This is a genomic window from Streptomyces sp. YIM S03343 (assembly GCF_054729195.1).
In genome coordinates, this window is sequence record NZ_JBPUKX010000001.1 from 6,627,016 (window position 1) to 6,647,027 (window position 20,012).

Genomic DNA, 20,012 nt, shown 5'->3' on the forward strand with positions numbered 1-20,012 from the left:
TACCCGAGTACCGGCGTACCTGCGAGCGCAGGCGGGCGGACCGGCGGAACTACGGCTCCGACGTCTCCCGTTCCAGCGCAGCACGGGTCTCGGCGCCGTAGACGCCCTTGGGGTCCTGCTTCAGGCCCCGGGTCCACTGGTAGGAGCGGACCGAGTCGTCCAGATGGCTGTCGAACTTGCCGTCCGCGTCGCCCGCGAAGAGCCACAACTGCTTGAGGCGGAGCTGGAGCTCGACGACCTCGGGGCCGCTGTCGCCGCGACGCAGCACCGCCGAGCCGCTGCCGTACTGCGGCTGCGCGGACGCCGTAGCGCCGTTGGCGGTCTTCGACGGGGTGACCGATGCGGAGGCCGGTGCCGATGCCGACGCGGAGGCCGACTCCGACGCCGAGGCCGAGGGTGACGCCGATTCCGACGCGCTCGGCGAGGCGGCCGCGCTCTCCGACGCCGAGGCCGACGACGACGCGTCCGGCGACGACGCCGGTACCGACACGCTCGCCGATGTCTCCGGTACGCCCGCTCTCACCTCCGAGCCCGCCGTGTCCCGCGCCGGAGAGTCGTAGGAGAACACCCCGCTCGCGAAGGCCGCCCCGGTGACCACGGCGACCACGGCCACCACGGAACCCACCAGCAGCACGGTACGGCGCGGACGGCGGGGCTCGGGAGCGGCCTCGAACCCGTCCAGCGGTTGGTCGGGCCCGGCGCCTAGGCCGCTGCCGGGGCCGACGGTGGCGTCCGCGTCGAACATGCTCACACTGTTTGCGTCCGGCCCCGGCACCGGCGGTGTCAGCACCCGCAGCGGCATCGTGGCGTCCGGCGCAGGGTCCGGCGGTGTCACCACGTTCAGCGGCATCGTGGCGTCCGGTGCCGCGGGCGCGGCGCCCTCCGGCGTGGGCCCCGCCGCGCCCTCCAACTCCACATAGGGACGGATCCGCAGCGGGTCGAAGTCCTCCGCCGCGGCCGCCTCCGCCGTGCGCGTGTCGCGCAGGGCCTCGGCCGCCCGTTCGGCGCAGGAGCATGATGGGGTGTTGCCCGCCCCCCGGGGCGCACCGCATTCCGGGCACGGATGGCCCGTCGTTTCCGGCATGTGTTCGTCCATGTGTTCGTCGATCGCCTCGCGAACTCCAGAGATTATGCAGATCTCCTACACATACGCTCGTCAGCCCCCGGAATCTCGTATTCCGCGCGCTGCCCAAGCCCTCCCCAAGGGGACTCGGGAGGCCATATCCGGCCATAGCGATCACGATGGATTCGACAGATTCGACGGAATCCACTGCATCGACGTCATCGATGCAGTGGATTCCGCGATGGCGGGACGGCGGGACGGCGGGACGGCGCGATGGATGCGCGACTCGCGCGCGACGCCCGCGCCGACTGTGCGGGATCCGCCGGACGCCGTCACGACACCGAGGGAGGTTCTCATGGCCGACCACGCGCCACCCGCCAGCCCCGGGAGCGCCGGGAGCGCCGGGAGCGCGGGCAGCGCCCCACGTGCTCCCGCCGACGAGCATGTGTCGGGGAACGTCCTCGTCTCGATCGGCGCCCTGCTGCTCGGTCTGCTGCTGGCTGCACTGGATCAGACCATCGTGTCGACCGCGCTGCCGACCATCGTCAGCGACCTCGGCGGCCTGGAGCATCTGTCCTGGGTGGTCACCGCGTATCTGCTGGCCTCGACCGCCGCGACACCCCTGTGGGGCAAGCTCGGCGACCAGTACGGCCGCAAGAGGCTGTTCCAGACCGCGATCGTCATCTTCCTCGCCGGTTCCGCGCTGTGCGGGGCCGCGCAGAACATGCCGCAGCTCATCGGCTTCCGCGCCTTGCAGGGGCTGGGCGGCGGCGGGCTGATCGTGCTGTCGATGGCGATCGTCGGCGATGTCGTCCCGCCCCGTGAACGCGGCCGCTACCAGGGCCTGTTCGGCGCCGTGTTCGGCGCGACCAGTGTGCTCGGACCGCTGCTGGGCGGTCTGTTCACCGAGCATCTGAGCTGGCGCTGGGTGTTCTACGTCAACCTTCCCGTCGGCGTCGTCGCGCTCACCGTCATCGCCACCGCCCTGCGCATCCCGCGCCGTGCGACCAAGCACGTCATCGACTACCTCGGCACCTTCCTCATCGCCTCGGTCGCCACCTGTCTCGTCCTGGTCGCCTCCCTCGGCGGCACCACCTGGGACTGGGGCTCCCCGCAGATCGTCGGGCTGATCGTGCTCGGCGCCGCCCTGGGCGTCGGCTTCGTGCTCGTCGAGCGCCGCGCCGCCGAACCCGTCCTGCCGCTCAAACTCTTCCGCATCCGCACCTTCACCCTCTCCGCCGTCATCAGTTTCATCGTCGGCTTCGCGATGTTCGGCGCGATGACCTACATGCCGACCTTCCTCCAGGTCGTCCACGGTGTCTCCCCGACCATGTCCGGGGTGCACATGCTGCCGATGGTGCTCGGACTGCTGCTCTCCTCGACCGTCTCGGGCCAGATCGTCAGCCGCACCGGCCGCTGGAAGGTGTTCCCGGTCGCCGGCACCGCCGTCACCACCGTCGGCCTGCTCCTGCTGCACCAGCTCGACGTGACGACGTCGACCGCCGTGATGAGCACCTACTTCTTCGTGTTCGGCCTCGGTCTCGGCCTCGTCATGCAGGTCCTCGTGCTCATCGTGCAGAACGCGGTGTCCTACGAGGATCTCGGCGTCGCCACCTCCGGCGCCACCTTCTTCCGCTCCATCGGCGCCTCCTTCGGTGTGGCGATCTTCGGCACGGTCTTCGCCAGCCGCCTCGGCGACAAACTCGTCGCCGCCCTGAGCGGCGTTCCGCTGCCCGGCGGGCTCACCGTCGACGCCCTCAAGGCCGACCCGCGCGGCATCGCCGCCCTGCCGGGCAGCCTGCGCCCGGCCGTGCTGGACGCCTACTCCTCCGCCATCACCGACGTCTTCCTCTACGCCGTCCCCGTGGCCTTCCTCGGCTTCGTGCTGGCGTGGTTCCTCAAGGAGGACAAGCTGCGCGGCTCGGTGACCGCGCCGGACGTCACCGAGACCCTCGCCAGCAACCCCGTCGAGCGCTCCTCCTACGAGGAGGCGGCCCGCGCGCTGTCCCTGCTCGGCACCAGGGAGGGGCGCCGCGAGATCTACGAGAAGATCACCGAACGGGCGGACCTCGATCTGCTGCCCGCGGCAAGCTGGCTGCTGCTGCGGATCAAGAAATACGGCTGGGCCGAGCCCGGCGTCCTCGCCGAGCGCAGCACCGTCCCGCTGCGCGTCATCCTGGAGGCGGCCCGCCAGCTGGAGGAACGCCGACTCGCCGAACGGATGGGCCTCGACCTCGTGCCGACCGAGCACGGGCGCGTGGTCGCCGAGCAACTGGCCCGGGCGCGCGAGGAGTCGCTGGCCGAACTCCTCGGCGACTGGTGGAAGCCGGACCGGACGACGGACCTCCTCCAGCTCGTGAAGGAACTGACCGACGAGCTGTGCGGCTCGGACCAGGAGCGCCCGCAGGGGAGCGGGACGGCCGCATAGGCCGGGTGACGGGCCGAGTGGCGGGCCGTGCGGCTGGGCCCCGGTGCGGGTCAGGTGCCGGTCAGATACCGGTCAGGCGCCGGTCAGGCGCCGGTCAGCCGGGGAGTTGCTTGCGGAACCAGTGCTCGGCGTAGGGGTCGTCGTTGTGCGGCGCGGTCTCCTTGTAGCCGAGCCGGGCGTACAGGGCCCGGGCCTCGATCAGGTCACTGCGGGTGTCCAGCACCAGGGCCGTGGCACCGAGGGCACGGGCCGCGTCCTCGGCCGCCGTCACCAGCGGCGCGGCGCCACCCCGGCCGCGCATCGCCTCGTACAGGAAGACCCGGGTCAGCTCGGCGGTCGACGCGTCGAGCAGCCGTACGCCCGCGTTCCCGGCGGGCTCACCGCCGTACCGGGCGACGAGCAACCGGCCGCGCGGGGGCGCGAGTTCGGCCCCGGTGCGTGCGGCGATCTCCCGCTCCAGCTCCTCCGGGTCGGTACGACGGCCCTCGTGCAGCAGATACCAGCGGTCGCTGACCTCGGTGTAGTACGCCCGCCAGAGCGCGGCGGCGACGGGGGAAGAGGGGGACTCCGGAGCGATCGACCAGGTCATGGGCGGTAATGCTCTCGTCCCCTCCCGGTCCACGCCAGGCATTTGTTCTAGGCGCGCCGCTCAGCCGTCGGCCCCGGCCCCGCCGCCCGGCGACGATGCCCGCCGCTCCTGGCGCTCCCGCCACTGCCGTACGACGTCCTCGACGTCGTACGGCTTCTTGCCCAGCGGGGGGCCGGGCGGCGGCTTGAACATGACCTCGCGGATCTTCGCGTTGACCGCCTCGATGATCTTCCGCGCGCCGAGCTCCGACGGGGCGTCGAGGGCCGCCTCCAAGGCGTCCTCCGCCTCCTTGCGGAGGGCCAGCGTGGGTGGCAGGACGGCCAGCCCCTCGCGGGCCATCTTGCGTCTGATCCACCACAGTTCGTCGTACGACGACTCCAGCTCGCTGGGAAGCGGACGGCCCGCTCCGGCCAGATGCTCGAACTCACCGCGCGCCTCCGCGTCGCGGATCTGTTTGTCGACCCAGGACTCGAACGGGACACCGGGTGGCTTTCGCTCGGTCATGCATTCATTGTGCCGGACGGGACGGCTCCGGGCGTTTTATCATGCGGCGGCGGTAGCCAATCCGGCCGCCGTATCAGGACGTTTTGGGGGAGAACGCACGTGCTCGAACTCACCATGGCCACCGTCTCGGCGGCGGCGGAGGGCGCCACGGCAGGCATGCTCATGGCCGAGGCACCCAGTCAGCCGGGCGCCGTGCTGCGGGTCGGCCGCGACGCGTCCGTGTGCCGCCTGGTGACGCCCGACGACTGGCTGTTCGTCTCCCGGGTCCACCTGGAGTTCGTGTGCGGTCCTGACGGCACCTGGCAGGTGACGTGGCTGCGCGGCTCCCAGTCGGACCCCTCCTCGGAGGTGCGCCTGCTCGTCGAGGGCTACCCGAGACCCGTCGCCTACGGCGGGACCGTACCGCTGCCGCCCGGCGGGAACGGCGAACTCGTCATCCAGGACCGCACCGGGCCGCGCAGCATCAACGTCGGTTTCTTCCACGAGAGATGACGTGCGGCGCGAGGTTCGGGGCGCCGCACGGGGCGCCGTACGGGACGGCGTACACCGGCCGGTACGGGCCCGGCTGACGGCCTGTCATGGCAGCACGCGCGCGAGGGCGAAGCCGTCGTAGCCCTTGCTGCCGACCGTCTGGATCGCCGTGCCGGTCAACCGGGGGTGCGCGCCGATGAGTTCGAGGGCGGCCCGGGTGCCCCGCACATCCGGCGCGGTGCTGTCCGCGTCGGTCACCCGGCCGCCCCGCACCACGTTGTCGACGACTATGAGGCTGCCCGCGCGCGTGAGCTTCAGCGCCCACTCCAGATAGTGCGCGTTGTTGGCCTTGTCGGCGTCGATGAAGACCAGGTCGAAGGGTGCCGGCCTCTCCTCGGCCAGCTTGGGCAGCGACTCCACGGCCGGGCCCACCCGCACCTCCACCCGCTCCGCCAGCCCCGCGCGCGCGATGTTGCGCAGGGCCACCTCGGCGTGCCGCGCGCTGTACTCGAGCGAGACCAGCCGTCCGCCGTCCGGGAGGGCGCGGGCCAGCCATATCGTGCTGTAGCCGCCCAGGGTGCCGATCTCCAGGATGTTCCGCGCTCCCTGGATCTGGGCGAGCAGATGAAGCAGCTTGCCCTGCGGCGCCGTCACCGCGACCTGCGGAAGCCCGGCGGCGTCGCTGTCCCGCACGGCGGCCGCGAGGGCCTCGTCGTCCGGCGAGAGGTGGGTGGTGAAGTAGTCGTCGACGGTGTCCCAGAGGTCGGACTCGCTCATGCTCGCTGCCCCTCTTCGTCTGCACCTACGGAATCGGTGGAACCGGTGGAATCGGTTGAATCGGTGGAATGTGTGGAGCCTGGGGAACCTGCGGAGTTCCCGGCGGTCCGCTCCTCGGACTTCTCTGTACTTCTCTGGACTTCTCTTTAGAACGGCTAACTAGAAGCGCTAACGATCGAGGACGCCGTCCGGTTCCCGCGACGGCGCGTTGGCTCGGCGACGGATGCACTCCGCCCGTCGTACGGCGGGCACGGCGGCCGCCCCGGCGGCCAGGACCAGCCCGCCGACCACCGTGAGCAGCCACGCCGGGACCCCCGCCACCTCGGTGAGCCGGTCGTCGTAGATCACCTGCTGGAACGCCGTGTCCCGGGCCGCCCGGCGCAGGGTGTGGTCGCCGGAGATCCGCCACGGCTCCGGAAACTCCTGGTCCACCGCCGTCAGGAACGGCGCCCCCGCCGCCAGCCCGGCCAGCGGACCGCGCCGCGCGCTCACCCGGCCGGCGTAGACCACGCGGGCCGGGTCCCCGCCGATCGCCGAGCGAAGCTCCATACGGTGCCCGGCGAGGACGTACAGCCCGAGCGACTGCGGGGTGCCGGCCAGCCGCGACAGCCGCATCGGGTACACGGGCGAGGCGGCGGCGAAGGTGAGGTGCAGGGGGTCGAGGGTGCCGCCGAGGACGGGCCTCGGACTGTCGCCGCGCGGTGACGTGCCGCCGGTGCTCCCCGCGGCCCCGGTACTTCCGGCGCCCGGTGTGTCCCCGCCGGCCCCGGTGCTGGTCGGCGCCAGCCGTACCGCCACGTACTCCCACCCCGCCGCCACATACGGCCGCAGGGCCGCGGTGAGCCGGGACGGCAGCGGGAAACCGTTCGTGTTCAGCCAATTTCTGAGCGCGTCCGGGTCCGTGGCGGTCAGCCTGGCCACCTCGAAGGGCCCGAGGTGCCGGCGGCCGACCACCCCCACCGCGGGCGCCGCCGCACCCGCCGGGCCGAGCGGTGGCGGCGGGACGGCGGGCCGGGAGCTGTGGGACACCAGCGGCCAGTCGCCGTCCCGGGGCCAGAAATGGTGCCGGACGCGGTGCACGGGCGCGGTGAGCGACGCCAACTGGTCGAAGAGCGCGGGGTCGCCCAGCCGTACCGTCGCCCGGTGCGGGACCGGCATGATCCACGCGGCCGAGTCGGCGTCACCGCCGACGCGCAGCCGCATCACGATCTGCTCCCGATGGCCGTCCCAGCGCACCACGGACTCCTCGCGACCCACCGTGACCTGCCGGTTCCCGTCCGGCACCAGCGCCCCGCAGCCGCACGCGAACGCGGGCACCGTCAGCAGCAGACCCAGCTGCATCCCGAGCACCACGAGCAGCGCCGACAGCACCGTGAGCACACGCGCGCGGGCACGGGTGCGACCTCGTACCACCCGCGCGCGACGGCGCACTACCCGCCGCAGTAATCCGACCATCCGCCGAGAATCCCATCCTCCGCATCGCATCGACAGGCCACGCAATCAGCCATTCGGCCCATTGCCCAACCGGCCCTGCAACCGGCCCTGTGACCAGCTGTCCGCCCTCCCTGTGATCCCCGTCTCGTCCCGCGCGATGGCCGAACCTGCCCCGCACCGACGTCGTCCGGACAAAAGGAGAACGGCGGTCAGGTGAAGGGGCGGTAGCCTGCGTCTCTTTCGGGGGGCGGGAGACCCTCATAGGGTTTGCAGAGTTACATTCACGCCGGGGTGCAGGAAAACCCGTGGGACGGCGTGGGAGCGACGGGGCGGGAGGCCGACGAGGCGTGGCGAATCTGGAACACAGCGGGCGACAGGCGGAAGCCTTCGGGGCGACGTCGGCCGGAGCCGCACCGCGAGTGCGCGCGGCCCGGCTCGGCCTGTGGCTGCTGGTCGCGGTCCTCGCCGTACGGCAGGTCACCGTCGTCCTCGGCACACCCCGCGGCGAGCGTCTGACGGCGCTGGAGACCTGGGTCGGGCCGAACGGCGTCCTGCATGTGAAGGGCTCGCTGTACGACTCGACGAAGTTCACCGGCACCCCCTTCGGCGGCCTGGTCCTCAAGCCGCTCACCCGGGCGGCCGAACAGGCCCTCGGCTGGGGCTGGACGTTCGGCACACTCCTGCTCGTCGTCGCGCTCGGCATGGTCGCCGCCCGCGCCCTGCCGGCGCCGGTCAGCCGCCGCACCGCGCAGTTCGCCACGCCCGTCGCGATCAGCCTGCTGATGCTGTCCCTGCCCGTGCGCAACACGCTGTGGCTCGGCCAGACCAGCATCATCCCGGTGCTGCTCGTCCTGCTGGGCTGCTTCGCCGTACGCAGCGAGCGCGCCGGAGGCGTCCTGATCGGCCTCGCCGCAGCCCTCCAGCCGACCGTGCTGCTGTTCGCGCCGCTGCTGTGGTTCACCGGCCGCCGCCGCGCCGCCCTCAGCACCGGGGCCACGTTCGCCGCGACCACGGTGCTCGCGTGGCTCACGATGCCGCACGACTCGTACACCTACTGGGTCCACCACATGGCGGGGGTCGGACTCGGCGGCCGGGCCGACGGTCTCGGCAACCAGTCCCTGCACGGCGCCCTGCTGCGCCTAGGCCTGACCGGTCCGCTGGAGATCGCCCTCTTCCTGGCCCTCGGCGCCGCCGTCGCCGCCCTCGGCGTCCGCAGGGCCGTGCGCTACGCCCACGACGGCCAGCTGCTGCTCGCCGTCGCCGTCACCGGCTGCGCCGCGATCGTCGTGTCGCCGACGTCCTGGCAGCACCAGCTTCTGTGGGTGCTGCTCGCGGTGGTCGGCCGGGTCGGCAAGCGCGCCTCGGACCGCTACGTCTGGCCGGTCGCCGTCATCCTCGTGGTGACCCTCCCGGCCAAGATGATGCTGCCGAACATGCCGGCCCTGTACCCGCTGCGCGACAACATCGCCCTGCTGGCCGCCGTGGCCGCCGCGACCGTGGTGCCGTTCCTGCCGCGCAGCTCGCCGTACTACGACATGCCGGTCCCGACGGAACACGCCGCCCCGGTCCCGACGCGCTTCCACCGCATCCCGCTGCTGCCGTTCCTGCGCCGGGTCCTCACCCGCCCGAACCTCCTGCTCGAACTGCTCCTCATCCGCGTGACCTACGCCGCGTACCAGAAAGTACGGCTCGCAGCGACCGGCGGTTCCAACTCGGCCGGGCGGGAGCGTGCCGAGGCGCACGGCCACCAGGTTCTCGACCTGGAGCGGTTCCTGCACATCGACATCGAGCACTGGGTCAACCACACGGTCGTCCAGGTCGGCTGGCTGCGGGACTTCTTCGACTTCTACTACGAGTCGTTCCACTTCGGGATCCCGCTGACCATCCTCGGCGTCCTCTACGTGCGCCGCCCGGTCGACTACCGCTGGGCCCGCGCCTCCCTCGGCTTCGCCACCCTGCTCGCGCTGGTCGGCTTCTGGCTCTACCCGCTCGCCCCGCCCCGTCTGATGCCGTCGCTCGGCATGATCGACACGGTGCACGGCGTCCAGGACTTCTCCAAGCCGGACTACGGAACGCTCACCGCGCTCACCAACCAGTACGCGGCGATGCCCTCGCTGCACTTCGGCTGGGCGCTGTGGTGCGGTCTGGTCATCGCGATCGTCGCGCCCAAGTGGTGGATGAAGCCCCTGGGCTTTCTGCACCCCCTGTTCACCGTGTCGGCGATCGTGGCCACCGGCAACCACTGGGTGCTGGACGCGGTGGGCGGCGCGGTCGTGGTCACTGCCGGGTTCGGCCTGTCGTACGTGTTCCAGGGCCCGAGGGCCCGCTCCCTGACACCGGCGACCCCGGCCGCCGATGAGGGCCAGGGCAGAGAACGGGCGAAGACGAAGGACACGGCAGCCGCGACCGGTTAGGAGGGCGGCAGGAGGTCTGTCCGTCAGGGAGCCGGCAGCCGGTCAGCCCTGCCGGACGGCGGCAGCCGATCAGTCCTGCCGAACGGCGCTCTCCATGGCCGACACCAGCCGGGCGAGTGCCCGCAGCACCCACTCACGGTCGTCCCCGAGGCCGGCGAACAGCTCGACTTCGGTGGCGAGCTGGCGCGGGAAGACGCCGTCCACGGCCTCGGCACCGGCCGGGGTGATCGTGATGAGCGCGGCTCGCCGGTCGGCGGGGTTGGGACAGCGGGAGAGGAAGCCGCGCCGCTCCAGCTTGGCAAGGGTCTTACTGACCCCGGCCCGCGACAGTCCCATGCGGTCTGCGAGCCCGCTCGCGATCACGGGATCGGTCGCGTAGCGGAGCGGGACCAGCATGTCCAATTCCGGCGCGGTGAGCGGGGCACCTTCGTAGAGGGGCTCGACGGCTTTGCCGAGCAGCCCGGTGGCCCGCTTGAGGAGCCACACCAGCTCCATGGGGGAAGTGTCGAGATCGGGACGGTCCGCGGCCCACTGGCTGTGGGCATGGGCGGAGGAGGACATGGGGACCGCCTTCTCACTCGGTCTGGCACTACGGAGCAATTTGTTAACCAGTGAATCATTGGTTTATGGTTCCTCGCATGATATCCCCGTCGAGCCCCGAGACCACCGACCGGCGGACCCCCTCAGCCACTCCGCCACCGGCCACGCCCGGCGCGGGCGCAGCGACGGCTCTGGTGGCCGTCCTGGCCGCCCTCACGGCAGTGGCGCCGCTGGCGACCGACATGTACGTCCCAGGCTTCCCCGCGATGGGTGACACTCTGGGCGCGAGCAGCTCCGCCGTCCAGCTCACCATGACGGGCTTCCTGGCCGGACTGGTCGCGGGCCAGCTGCTCATAGGCCCGATCAGTGACGGCCTGGGCCGCCGGAAGCTGCTGCTGGGCGGCGTGACCGGCTTCGCGTTCTTCTCCCTCCTCTGCGCGCTCGCCCCCAACGCCCCGCTCCTCACCGGCGCGCGCTTCCTCCAGGGCATGGCGGGCGCGGCGGGCATGGTCCTGGCCCGAGCGGTCCTGACCGACCTCTTCCACGGCCCCGATCTCCCCAGCCGCTTCGCCCTGCTCTCCCAGATCATGAGCGTGGCCCCGATCGCCGCGCCGATACTGGGCGGAGCCGTCCTGTCGGTCTCCACCTGGCGAGCGGTGTTCGCACTCCTGACCGCGCTGGGCGTCCTGCTGCTCCTGGCCGTGCTGAAGGCGGTCCCGGAATCCCTGCCGCCGGAGCGCCGCCACACGGGTGGCGTGACGGCCACGTTCCGGGCGATGGCCGGCCTGCTGGGCCGCCGCGCCTTCATGGGCTACGTCCTGGTCATGTCCTTCGCGGCGGCGGCGATGTTCTCGTACATCAGCGGCTCCAGCTTTGTTTTTGAGACGCTGCACGGAGTCTCTTCGACGGTGTACTCCCTCATCTTCGCGACGAACGCGCTCGGCTCACTGTTCGCGGGCGCGGTCTTCGCGAGGCTGGCGGGACGCGTCACGCTGAACGCGCTGCTGGCGACAGGCGTGGGCGCCGTCCTGACAGGGGCGCTGGCGCAGGTGCTGCTGGTCCTGACGGCGGGCGAGACCCTGGCGGGCACATGGGCCACGCTGTTCGTGGCCATGTCGGGCGTCGGCATGGTGTTCCCGGCGGCGGTCACCCTGAGCCAGACCCTGGGCCGCACCGCCCCCGGCGCGGCGTCGGCGTTGCTGGGCGGCCTGCAATTCCTCTTCGGCGCGCTGGCGTCCCCACTGGTGGGCCTGTTCGGAGAGCGCAGCTCCCTCCCGATGGCCTTGATCATGCTGACGGCGGCGCTCGGCGCCTTCCTGGCCCTCATCACCCTGGCCCGCCCGTGGGAACGACAGGGCGAGCCGAACCACCGGGTGCCGAACCGCCCTTGACGACGGCGACGATGCCGTTGCCGGCGGCAGGTTCTGGATGTATCGGGATGTAATCGAGGACGCTGTACGCGATTACCATCGGCGCATGAGCGATCCGAATCCGATCATCTGGTCACGGCCGGAAAGAGGGGCGCGCGGACCGGCTCCGACGTACAGCCGCGAGCGCATCGCCGAGGTGGCGATCGCGCTGGCGGACAGCGAGGGCATCGAGGCGGTGACGATGCGGCGCATCGCCGAGGAACTGGGCACCGGCGCGATGACGCTCTACCGGTATCTGCCGAACAAAGAAGACCTGTACGCCGTGGTGATCGACCAGGCTCTCGGCTTTGAGGCGCAGGAGCCGACCGGGGACGTCCGTGCGGATCTGGCCACGTTCGCCGGCCGGTACCGGGAGACGTTGCTCCGGCACCCCTGGCTTGCGCACGCCATGGCCGGCAGGCCGGTCGTGGGTCCCAACCTGCTCCGTGCCAACGAGCGCGACCTCGCCCTCGTCGACGGCCGCGGACTGAGCATCGACGACATGGTCCATGTTGTGAACCTGATCCGACGCTGGGTCACGGGTGCCAGCCAGGCCGAGACGGCGGAGCGGGAAGCGGCCTTGCGCTCCGGGGAGGATCGCACAGCCTGGCAGGCGCGGATGGGGCCGTACGTGACCGAACTGCTGGCCACCGGCCGCTTTCCATACCTGGAGCGGTTGGTCCACGAAGCGCGGCACGGCGGCCACGACGAGCAGTTCGAGGTCGGCCTCGCCATCTTGCTGGACGGCGTCGAGGCCCGTTTCCCCGCCCTGTCAGGCCCCCCGGGGAACGAGCCGCCGCAGCGTTCCTGAGAACGGACGCCGCACCGCGCCCGCGCTGCGCGCGAACGACGGGAGTGACGCACCGGCCCCGGGGCTGTCCACCCTCGGCGGACGGCCGCGTTGATGAACCGCTCCGAGGCGCGGGTTCACAGTCCGGCGCGGGCGAAGCGCCGTACCGAAAGCGGGACGAAGACCACCAGGAGCACCGTGGCCCACAGCAGGGTCGCGGTCAGCGGGTGGGTGAGCGGCCAGGAGCCGTCCGCGGCATGCACCCCGGGGTTGCCGAACAGCTTCCGGCACGCGGCGACCGCGGCGCTGATCGGGTTCCACTCGCAGATCGCCCGCAGCCAGGCCGGCATGCCGTCCGTGGGCACGAACGCGTTGGACAGCATGCTGAGGGGCAGAGTGAGGGGCGACAGCGCGTCGGCCGTCTGCTCCGACGGCAGCAACAGCCCCAGGTACGTACCGACCCAGGACATGGTGTAGCGGAAGAGGAGCAGAACACCGACCGCGGCCACGGCGCGGCCGAGGCCGTCGTGCGCGCGCCAGCCGATGGCCAGCCCGCAGGCCATCAGGACGACCAGCCCGAACAGTCCCGTGACGGCGTCCGCGCCCGTCTGGCCGACAGGCACCGCCATACGGGAGGTGGGCATCGAGCGCAGCCGGTCGGTCACCCCGCGGCTCTGGTCGGCGGCGACGTCCACCATCGCCGAGGACAGCGCGAACACGCCGGTCATCACGAACAGGCCGGGCATGAGGTACTCGCGGTAGTTGCCGCCACCCGGCACCTGGATGGCGCTGCCGAAGACATAGCCGAAGAGGACGACCATGACCGCGGGCATCACCAGCATCGCGACGAGGGTGCCGGGCTGATGCCGCAGTTGGAGGAGCTTGCGCTCGACCAGGGTGAGACTGTCCGCCAGGACGATCACGCTGCCGCCTCCTGCTTCTCGCGCTGCTCGGGCTGTTCGTCGTTCCGCCCCGCGGGCTCCTCTGGGGGGCGGCCGGTGAGAGTGAGGAAGACGTCGTCGAGGCTGGGCCTGCGCACTCCGACGTCCTGAATGGCCACCCCCGCCGCGTCGAGTTCGCGCACGATCTGCGGCACCGACGGTGCCTTGCCGTGCACGCCCGTGACGATGCGCAGGTCTTCGGCCTGCGGCTGTCCTCCGGTCATCCGCTGGAGGACGGCCATGGCCTCCGCGAGGTCGTCCTCGCTGCCCACCGCGACATCGATGTGACTGCCGATCCGGGCCTTGAGCTGTGCCGGGGTGCCCTCCGCGATCACCTGCCCGCGGTCGATCACGGCCACGGCCGAGGCGAGTTGGTCGGCCTCCTCGAGGTATTGGGTGGTGAGCAGCACGGTCGTGCCGGCCGCGACCAGCTCGCGCACGATGGCCCAGATCTCCAGTCGGCTGCGCGGGTCGAGTCCGGTGGTGGGCTCGTCCAGGAAGAGGACGGACGGCGCGCGCAGCAAGCTGGCGATCAGGTCGATGCGTCGGCGCATGCCGCCGGAGTAGGTGCTGACAAGCCGGTCGGCGGCCTCTGTGAGTTCGAACCGCTCAAGCAGCTCGTCAGCGCGCCGCCGGGCGCCGGATCGGCCCAGCCGGGCCAGCTTGCCGAAGACCCGCAGGTTCTCGCGGCCCGTCAGCTTCTCGTCCATGGCCGCGTGTTGCCCGGCCAGCCCGATGGCTTCGCGGACCTTGCCGGGGTGTTCTCTCACGTCGAAGCCGGCGACGGTGGCCCGCCCGGCCGTAGGGCGGGTCAGCGTGCTGAGAATCCGGACGGCGGTGCTCTTGCCCGCGCCGTTCGGCCCGAGCAGCCCATAGACGGTGCCGGGCGGCACGGCCAGATCCAAGCCGGCCAGCGCTTCGAAGTCACCGAAGCGTTTTCGCAGGCCCTGGGCCGACACGATGGGTGAGTCCACGTCTCCTCCACTTCGCCAATAAAGTGAGTACCTTGTACGCAGTATTACGATACGTAAGTGGGTACGCTGTACGCAACTGGTTCAGCGAACCGTGCGGCTCTCTACGCCGGTCGACGCTGCCGACGCCAACCGCCCATGGAGGGACGGCCGCGGTCCCGCGCGGTGCGCGTATGCGCAGGGCGGGCGGCAGCCTGGCTCTTCTCAGGCTGCCGCCCCGGCTTCGTGCGGCAACTGGCGACCGGGATCGCCCGTCGCATGCCGTCACCCCCGGGCGCCGCAGCCCCCCGGAGTGCTGGATGCCTCCGCGCTCAGATCCGTGCCTCGACGACGGGTCAGACACTGCATGCGGTGACGGCAGAGTCAACTCGCATGGGAAGGGACGAGCCCAACAACTCCGTTACGATCACCTCCAAGCCGCCGCGCTTTCCCTACAGCAGTGACCAGGGTGGTGAATGCGTAGAGGTGGCCGCCGCCCCCTGCGCCACCGTAGCCGTCCGGGACTCCAAGAACCCGGCGGGGCCGCACCTCTCCCTCGGCCCCGCCGCGTTCTCGGGCTTCGTCACCTGGGCGGCTGCTACAGCCGCTGGATGATCGTCCCGGTGGCCAGTCCGCCCCCCGCGCACATCGTGATCAGGGCGAACTCCTTGTCCGTGCGCTCCAGTTCGTGAAGTGCCGTCGTGATGAGCCGGGCACCCGTCGATCCGACCGGGTGCCCGAGCGCGATCGCGCCGCCGTTGACGTTGACCTTCGTGAGGTCCTGCTCGAAGACCTGGGCCCAGCTCAACACCACTGAGGCGAACGCCTCGTTGATCTCGACGAGGTCGATGTCCTTCAGGGACATGCCCGCCTTGCCGAGCACCGCCTTGGTCGCGTCGATCGGGCCGTCGAGGTGGAAGTGCGGGTCGGCGCCGACCAGGGCCTGCGCGACGATCCGGGCCCTCGGGCGGAGCTTCAGCGCACGCGCCATCCGCTTCGAGGCCCACATCAGGGCCGCCGAACCGTCGCTGATCTGCGACGAGTTGCCCGCCGTGTGGATCGCGGCCGGCATGACGGACTTCAGCCTCGCCAGCGCCTCCATCGACGTGTCGCGCAGACCCTCGTCGCGGTCGAACAGGCGCCACATGCCCTGGCCCGCCTGCTGCTCGTCCTCCGTGGTGGGTACTTGGACGGCGAAGGTCTCCCTCTTGAAGCGTTCCTCCGACCATGCGACCGCGGCGCGCTCCTGCGAGAGCAGGCCCAGGGCGTCGACGTTCTCGCGCGTGAGGCCCCGGTGCTGCGCGATGCGCTCGGCAGCGTGGAACTGGTCCGGCAGGTCGACGTTCCACTCGTCGGGGAACGGCTTCCCCGGCCCGTGCTTGGAACCCGACCCGAGCGGCACACGCGACATCGCCTCCACGCCGCACGAGATGCCGACGTCGATGACGCCCGCCGTGATCATGTTGGCGACCATGTGCGAGGCCTGCTGCGAGGAGCCGCACTGGCAGTCGACGGTCGTCGCGGCGGTCTCGTAGGGCAGGCCCATGGCGAGCCAGGCGGTGCGGGCGGGGTTCATGGACTGCTCACCGGCGTGGGTCACCGTGCCGCCGACGATCTGCTCGACACAGTCGGCGGGGATGCCGGTGCGGCCCAGGAGTTCTCGGTAGGTCTCGCCCAGGAGGTAGGCGGGGTGCAGGTTGGCGAGCGCGCCGCCGCGCTTGCCGATGGGGGTGCGTACGGCTTCGACGATCACGGGTTCCGCGGCCATGGGGGATGCCGTCCTCTCCTCGGTTACCCGCGCGGCGCGGGCGTCCCGGCCACCCGCCACGCAGAACTAGTACGCGTTCTAGTTCTGTGTGGCAGTCTGCTGACTCGGCGTATAGAACCGCAAGGGTCGTGCAGGCGTGGGGTGCGGTCATCGGGCCGGTGATCAGGAGGAGTTCCAACGAGTGGTCCCACAGAAGGCGGGCAGGCTCGGTATCGTAGGCCTGGGAGTCGGTGCGCCTCGTCGGCTTGCGCCGCCGTCTTCGGCTGCCTGACCGCTGCCCAGCACTCACCCGCGTCTGATGCGACCCCGCGCCCGACGGGCTACCCGTGGCGTCCGCGTCACGCGGTCTGCATCCCGGCGATGCGGCCCATGTGGTCGAGCGCCCGTGACAGGAGATTCCGTTCTCCGAGCTTCCCCTCGGCGTGCAGCAGGAAGCTTGCCGGGCCGGCCGACCGGAGAAGGGCGTCCCGTTGCCGGCGCGTGTTCTGGCGGACCGTCAAGAGGCCCAGTGCCACCGCGGTCGTGCCCGCGACCACGGGCTGTCCGGCGAGCCACGCGCCGCCCGCCAGGGCCATGGTGGCCGGGATCTCCGTCTTGACGTTGACGGCCATGGTCGCCGCGTCCAGTTGCAGGTCCTTGAGCCGCCCGCGCAGATCCTGGAGGGGGGCCGCGAAGCGGCTCTCCACCTCGTCCCGCAGATACTGCTGGAGCAGTTCCTGATCGCTGATCCCGGCGATCTCCGAGAGCCTGGCCGCGGCCTGGTCCACCGCGAGCCCGAAACTCAGGAAATCCTGACCGTGACGGCGGCGCAGCTCCACGATCTTCCGCACGGGAACGCGGCCCAGGTCCGCCGGTACGACGAGATTCAGCGCGAGGAGCGCCAGCCGTCGGCCGACGTCGGACTCGGCTCCACCGGGTCCACCGGCTCCACCGGGTCCGGGTGCCGCGCTCCCGGTGGCCTCCGAGGGCTCGGCAGCCGGGTTGTCCAGCAGGGCCTGGGCCATGCGGTTAGCCGACCAGCCGTTGGTGACCGCGTAGGCGTGCGGCTGATCGGTGGTGAGCTGAAGCCGGTTGGCCGCCCCGACGTCCTCGGCCAGCACGCTGGTGTACAGGGCGACCAGCCGTTCGTCCATCACCACCCATCGCTGGTCGTTCGTCTCCGCCGACAGATCGAAGCGGCCGAGTTCGACCAGAAAGGCGGCGCTGCGCAGCGCCTTCGTGTCGTTGGTCAGGCTCGCGTCCCGGAACGCCGCGTTGATCGAGCCGAAGATCCGCCGGTAGCCCGGCTGCGAGGTGTAGAGGCGGATCGCACTGTAGTCGTCGCGGTCGTCGCCGCTGCCGGGCGGGAGGCCACCGGCGTGGTGCCGGTCCGCCCAGTCCTTCCTGCTGGAGAACAGCGCGGTGATCCTCCGCCGGTCCTCCTCCTCGTCCTCGTCCTCGTGGTCGTGCTTGTGGTCGTCACCGCTCACAGGATCCCGGCGGCCCAGGTGCTCCCGGAGGTCCGTCATGAATTCCGGGTACCGGTCCCAGTGGACGCGGATGTCATTGATCGCCGTACGCACCTGGTCCATGCGGACACCCACGTCCGTACCGGCGAAGAAGGGCTGCTGGTCCCGCAGACTGCCGCTCTGGCACATCGACTGAAGCGTGGCCCAGTCAGCGAACCGGCTCAACCGTGCGGCAACCGCCATGGCTCCCCCCGTTGTTCGATCACGTCTCCGTCCCCCGCTCCATCCCCCGTGAAGGCCTTCAACCCTGTGTAGTCGGGAGGTTACTGGGTGAGCGGTCCGTCTGACTCCGTCATGCGGCAACCCGCTGCGCCGGATCGGAGCCGGAGGCGATCTCCAACTGCGCGAACGGCCTCAGCGATTGGCTTCCCCGTATGTCTTGCGACTTGTAGAACCCGTTACTACCGTCACCTCACCGTAGTATCTGATGGACCGTCAGAATGGTGGGAGTCGCTCATGCACTGCCCAGCGCTGCCCGACGGGTTCGACTTCACCGACCCCGATCTGCTGCACCACCGTGTGCCCCTGCCCGAGTTCGCGGAGCTGCGCCGGGCGGAGCCGGTCCGCTGGATCCCGCAGGCGCACGGTGTCGCCGGGTTCGCCGACGACGGCTACTGGGCCGTGACCCGGCACGCCGACGTCAAATATGTGTCCACGCACCCGGAGATCTTCTCCTCCTGGGTCAACACCGCGATCATCCGCTTCGGCGAGCACATGCAACGCGACGCCATCGACGCCCAGCGGTTCATCATGCTGAACATGGACCCGCCCGAGCACACCCGGGTACGGCAGATCGTGCAGCGCGGGTTCACCCCCCGGGCCATCCGCGCGCTGGAGGAGCGGCTGCGCAACCGGGCCACCGCCATCGTCGCGGGCGCCCGCAGCCGCAGCGGCGCGTTCGACTTCGTGACCGAGGTCGCCTGCGAACTGCCTCTCCAGGCCATCGCCGAGCTCATCGGCGTCCCCCAGGACGACCGGGCCAAGATCTTCGACTGGTCCAACAAGATGATCGCCTACGACGACCCCGAGTACGCCGTCACCGAGGAGACCGCCTCCGAGTCGGCGGTCGAACTCATCGCCTACGCGATGAACATGGCCGCCGACCGCAAGCAGTGCCCGGCCAAGGACATCGTCTCCGCGCTCGTCGCCGCCGAGGGCGAGGGCAATCTCAACTCCGACGAGTTCGGCTTCTTCGTGCTGATGCTGTCCGTCGCAGGCAACGAGACCACCCGCAACGCCACCACCCACGGCATGTACGCCTTCCTCACCCACCCCGACCAGTGGGACCTCTACCGGCGCGAGCGCCCGTCGACCGCCGCCGAGGAGATCGTCCGCTGGGCCGCCCCCGTCAACGCCTTCCAGCGCACCGCCACCCAGGACACCGAACTCGGCGGGCAGCGGATCAAGAAGGGGGACCGGGTGGGGCTGTTCTACGCCTCCGCCAATCATGATCCGGAGGTCTTCGAGAACCCGGACGTGTTCGACATCACCCGTGATCCCAACCCGCATCTCGGGTTCGGCGGTGGCGGACCGCACTACTGCCTCGGGAAGTCGCTCGCCGTTCTGGAGATCGACCTCATCTTCAACGCCGTCGCCGACGCGATGCCCGGGCTGCGGCTCGTCGAGGATCCGCGGCGGCTGCGGTCCTCCTGGATCAACGGGATCAAGGAGCTCCGGGTCGAGGCGGGTTGACAGCCTGCGGCGCCGGCGCTCCCCGTGTCGACCGCCCGCGCGGCACCAACGCCCCCCGCGTCGCCCGGTTCTGTGCTCGGGCCGACGGCATCCCGGCGCCGTCGGCCCGTCCCCCTGCGGCCGGGGCATCTGCCAGGCTCTCCGCGGCGTCTGCCAGGGTCCCCCGGACACGCAGAACGGCGGCGGCCCCCGGACCTCCGGGGGCCGCCGCCTGTGCTGGCGTCGGTGCTGGTCACCGATGGTCTACACGCGTAGCCTCGGTGGCGCGGGGGTCCCGCGCGGTGGGGTCGGCTCAGTACCAGTGGTGGGTCTGCCAGAAGTTCCAGGCGCCGACCGGGCTGCCGTAGCGGGAGTTCATGTAGTTCAGGCCCCACTTGATCTGCGTGGCGGCGCTGGACTTCCAGTTGGCGCCGGCCGAGGCCATCTTCGAGCCCGGCAGGGCCTGGACGAGGCCGTACGCACCGGAGGAGGAGTTCACGGCGCCCACGTTCCAACCGCTCTCATGCTGCACGATGTGGCTGAACGCGTTGAACTGCGCCGCGTTCGGGATCATCCTGTGCGCGATCGCCTTCGCCTGGGCGGCCGAGTCCACGGAGGAGGCGTGGGCCGGGGCGGCGCTCAGCACCATGCCGGTCGCGGCGGCGGCGACGGCGGCGGTGGTCAGAGCCTTCTTGGGGGAAGCGATGCGGCGGAGAGCGGAGATGGACACGGTGAACCTTCTGGGTCGGAGTCAT

18 protein-coding genes are annotated in these 20,012 nt (G+C 71.0%); 7 read left to right on the forward strand and 11 right to left on the reverse strand.

Features of this window, described 5'->3' with window-relative positions; translation table 11 throughout:
* Positions 1–49: 49 nt before the first annotated feature.
* Complete coding sequence (locus ACSYGN_RS29295; RefSeq protein WP_460400818.1) at positions 50–1,084, reverse strand: peptidoglycan-binding domain-containing protein; 1,035 nt, start codon at positions 1,082–1,084, stop codon at positions 50–52.
* Positions 1,085–1,418: 334 nt separating this feature from the next.
* On the opposite strand from ACSYGN_RS29295, the gene ACSYGN_RS29300 reads away from it, so the two are divergent.
* Positions 1,419–3,491, forward strand: a complete 2,073-nt coding sequence (locus ACSYGN_RS29300; protein ID WP_460400820.1) for an MDR family MFS transporter — start codon at positions 1,419–1,421, stop codon at positions 3,489–3,491.
* 94 nt (positions 3,492–3,585) lie between these two features.
* On the opposite strand, the gene ACSYGN_RS29305 is transcribed toward ACSYGN_RS29300, so the two are convergent.
* The gene (locus ACSYGN_RS29305; RefSeq protein WP_460400822.1) at positions 3,586–4,080 is read right to left on the reverse strand and encodes a GNAT family N-acetyltransferase; all 495 of its coding nucleotides are present in this window, start codon (positions 4,078–4,080) and stop codon (positions 3,586–3,588) included.
* A 60-nt stretch (positions 4,081–4,140) separates the two neighbouring features.
* Positions 4,141–4,584 (reverse strand): DnaJ family domain-containing protein, encoded by a 444-nt coding sequence (locus tag ACSYGN_RS29310; protein ID WP_460400824.1) that lies wholly within the window; start codon positions 4,582–4,584, stop codon positions 4,141–4,143.
* 99 nt (positions 4,585–4,683) lie between these two features.
* Between ACSYGN_RS29310 and ACSYGN_RS29315 the strand changes: the two genes are divergently transcribed.
* Positions 4,684–5,076 (forward strand): FHA domain-containing protein, encoded by a 393-nt coding sequence (locus ACSYGN_RS29315; protein WP_460400826.1) that lies wholly within the window; start codon positions 4,684–4,686, stop codon positions 5,074–5,076.
* A gap of 84 nt (positions 5,077–5,160) precedes the next feature.
* Here the strand turns inward: ACSYGN_RS29315 and ACSYGN_RS29320 are convergent, their stop codons facing one another.
* Positions 5,161–5,832 carry an O-methyltransferase gene (locus ACSYGN_RS29320; protein ID WP_460400828.1) on the reverse strand — a complete coding sequence of 224 codons (672 nt, stop codon included), beginning with the start codon at positions 5,830–5,832 and terminating at the stop codon, positions 5,161–5,163.
* Between the two features lie 168 nt (positions 5,833–6,000).
* The gene (locus ACSYGN_RS29325; protein WP_460400830.1) at positions 6,001–7,212 is read right to left on the reverse strand and encodes a DUF2330 domain-containing protein; all 1,212 of its coding nucleotides are present in this window, start codon (positions 7,210–7,212) and stop codon (positions 6,001–6,003) included.
* 401 nt (positions 7,213–7,613) lie between these two features.
* Here ACSYGN_RS29325 and ACSYGN_RS29330 point away from each other — a divergent pair, with 401 nt between their 5' ends.
* Positions 7,614–9,680, forward strand: a complete 2,067-nt coding sequence (locus tag ACSYGN_RS29330; RefSeq protein ID WP_460400832.1) for a bifunctional glycosyltransferase 87/phosphatase PAP2 family protein — start codon at positions 7,614–7,616, stop codon at positions 9,678–9,680.
* Between the two features lie 69 nt (positions 9,681–9,749).
* Here ACSYGN_RS29330 and ACSYGN_RS29335 read toward each other — a convergent pair whose 3' ends face one another.
* A complete protein-coding gene (locus ACSYGN_RS29335) occupies positions 9,750–10,241 on the reverse strand; it encodes a MarR family winged helix-turn-helix transcriptional regulator (RefSeq protein ID WP_460400834.1) in 492 nt (163 codons plus the stop codon).
* Positions 10,242–10,318: 77 nt separating this feature from the next.
* Between ACSYGN_RS29335 and ACSYGN_RS29340 the strand changes: the two genes are divergently transcribed.
* The gene (locus tag ACSYGN_RS29340; RefSeq protein WP_460400836.1) at positions 10,319–11,611 is read left to right on the forward strand and encodes a multidrug effflux MFS transporter; all 1,293 of its coding nucleotides are present in this window, start codon (positions 10,319–10,321) and stop codon (positions 11,609–11,611) included.
* 85 nt (positions 11,612–11,696) lie between these two features.
* Positions 11,697–12,440, forward strand: a complete 744-nt coding sequence (locus ACSYGN_RS29345; protein WP_460400838.1) for a TetR/AcrR family transcriptional regulator — start codon at positions 11,697–11,699, stop codon at positions 12,438–12,440.
* Between the two features lie 116 nt (positions 12,441–12,556).
* On the opposite strand, the gene ACSYGN_RS29350 is transcribed toward ACSYGN_RS29345, so the two are convergent.
* A complete protein-coding gene (locus tag ACSYGN_RS29350) occupies positions 12,557–13,342 on the reverse strand; it encodes an ABC transporter permease (RefSeq protein WP_460400840.1) in 786 nt (261 codons plus the stop codon).
* Positions 13,339–14,334, reverse strand: coding sequence for an ATP-binding cassette domain-containing protein (locus ACSYGN_RS29355; RefSeq protein WP_460400842.1), 996 nt, complete (start codon positions 14,332–14,334; stop codon positions 13,339–13,341). The genes ACSYGN_RS29350 and ACSYGN_RS29355 overlap by 4 nt, the downstream gene beginning before the upstream one ends.
* A gap of 369 nt (positions 14,335–14,703) precedes the next feature.
* Between ACSYGN_RS29355 and ACSYGN_RS29360 the strand changes: the two genes are divergently transcribed.
* Positions 14,704–14,925 (forward strand): DUF397 domain-containing protein, encoded by a 222-nt coding sequence (locus ACSYGN_RS29360; RefSeq protein ID WP_460400844.1) that lies wholly within the window; start codon positions 14,704–14,706, stop codon positions 14,923–14,925.
* On the opposite strand, the gene ACSYGN_RS29365 is transcribed toward ACSYGN_RS29360, so the two are convergent.
* Positions 14,909–16,078 (reverse strand): steroid 3-ketoacyl-CoA thiolase, encoded by a 1,170-nt coding sequence (locus ACSYGN_RS29365; RefSeq protein ID WP_460400846.1) that lies wholly within the window; start codon positions 16,076–16,078, stop codon positions 14,909–14,911. The two genes, ACSYGN_RS29360 and ACSYGN_RS29365, sit on opposite strands and share 17 nt — an antisense overlap.
* Before the next feature lie 338 nt (positions 16,079–16,416).
* Positions 16,417–17,715, reverse strand: coding sequence for a DUF6236 family protein (locus ACSYGN_RS29370; RefSeq protein ID WP_460400848.1), 1,299 nt, complete (start codon positions 17,713–17,715; stop codon positions 16,417–16,419).
* Between the two features lie 327 nt (positions 17,716–18,042).
* Between ACSYGN_RS29370 and ACSYGN_RS29375 the strand changes: the two genes are divergently transcribed.
* Complete coding sequence (locus tag ACSYGN_RS29375; protein WP_460400850.1) at positions 18,043–19,278, forward strand: cytochrome P450; 1,236 nt, start codon at positions 18,043–18,045, stop codon at positions 19,276–19,278.
* Positions 19,279–19,570: 292 nt separating this feature from the next.
* On the opposite strand, the gene ACSYGN_RS29380 is transcribed toward ACSYGN_RS29375, so the two are convergent.
* The gene (locus ACSYGN_RS29380; protein ID WP_460400852.1) at positions 19,571–19,987 is read right to left on the reverse strand and encodes an aggregation-promoting factor C-terminal-like domain-containing protein; all 417 of its coding nucleotides are present in this window, start codon (positions 19,985–19,987) and stop codon (positions 19,571–19,573) included.
* Positions 19,988–20,012: the final 25 nt, after the last annotated feature.

What these genes read in the sequence shown, in the direction of transcription:
- ACSYGN_RS29295 (WP_460400818.1), bottom strand. Translation starts at nt 1,084, where the DNA reads ATGCCGGAAACGACGGGCCATCCGTGCCCGGAATGCGGTGCGCCCCGG.
- ACSYGN_RS29300 (WP_460400820.1), top strand. Translation starts at nt 1,419, where the DNA reads ATGGCCGACCACGCGCCACCCGCCAGCCCCGGGAGCGCCGGGAGCGCC.
- ACSYGN_RS29305 (WP_460400822.1), bottom strand. Translation starts at nt 4,080, where the DNA reads ATGACCTGGTCGATCGCTCCGGAGTCCCCCTCTTCCCCCGTCGCCGCC.
- ACSYGN_RS29310 (WP_460400824.1), bottom strand. Translation starts at nt 4,584, where the DNA reads ATGACCGAGCGAAAGCCACCCGGTGTCCCGTTCGAGTCCTGGGTCGAC.
- ACSYGN_RS29320 (WP_460400828.1), bottom strand. Translation starts at nt 5,832, where the DNA reads ATGAGCGAGTCCGACCTCTGGGACACCGTCGACGACTACTTCACCACC.
- ACSYGN_RS29335 (WP_460400834.1), bottom strand. Translation starts at nt 10,241, where the DNA reads ATGTCCTCCTCCGCCCATGCCCACAGCCAGTGGGCCGCGGACCGTCCC.
- ACSYGN_RS29340 (WP_460400836.1), top strand. Translation starts at nt 10,319, where the DNA reads ATGATATCCCCGTCGAGCCCCGAGACCACCGACCGGCGGACCCCCTCA.
- ACSYGN_RS29345 (WP_460400838.1), top strand. Translation starts at nt 11,697, where the DNA reads ATGAGCGATCCGAATCCGATCATCTGGTCACGGCCGGAAAGAGGGGCG.
- ACSYGN_RS29360 (WP_460400844.1), top strand. Translation starts at nt 14,704, where the DNA reads ATGGGAAGGGACGAGCCCAACAACTCCGTTACGATCACCTCCAAGCCG.
- ACSYGN_RS29365 (WP_460400846.1), bottom strand. Translation starts at nt 16,078, where the DNA reads ATGGCCGCGGAACCCGTGATCGTCGAAGCCGTACGCACCCCCATCGGC.
- ACSYGN_RS29370 (WP_460400848.1), bottom strand. Translation starts at nt 17,715, where the DNA reads ATGTGCCAGAGCGGCAGTCTGCGGGACCAGCAGCCCTTCTTCGCCGGT.
- ACSYGN_RS29375 (WP_460400850.1), top strand. Translation starts at nt 18,043, where the DNA reads ATGCACTGCCCAGCGCTGCCCGACGGGTTCGACTTCACCGACCCCGAT.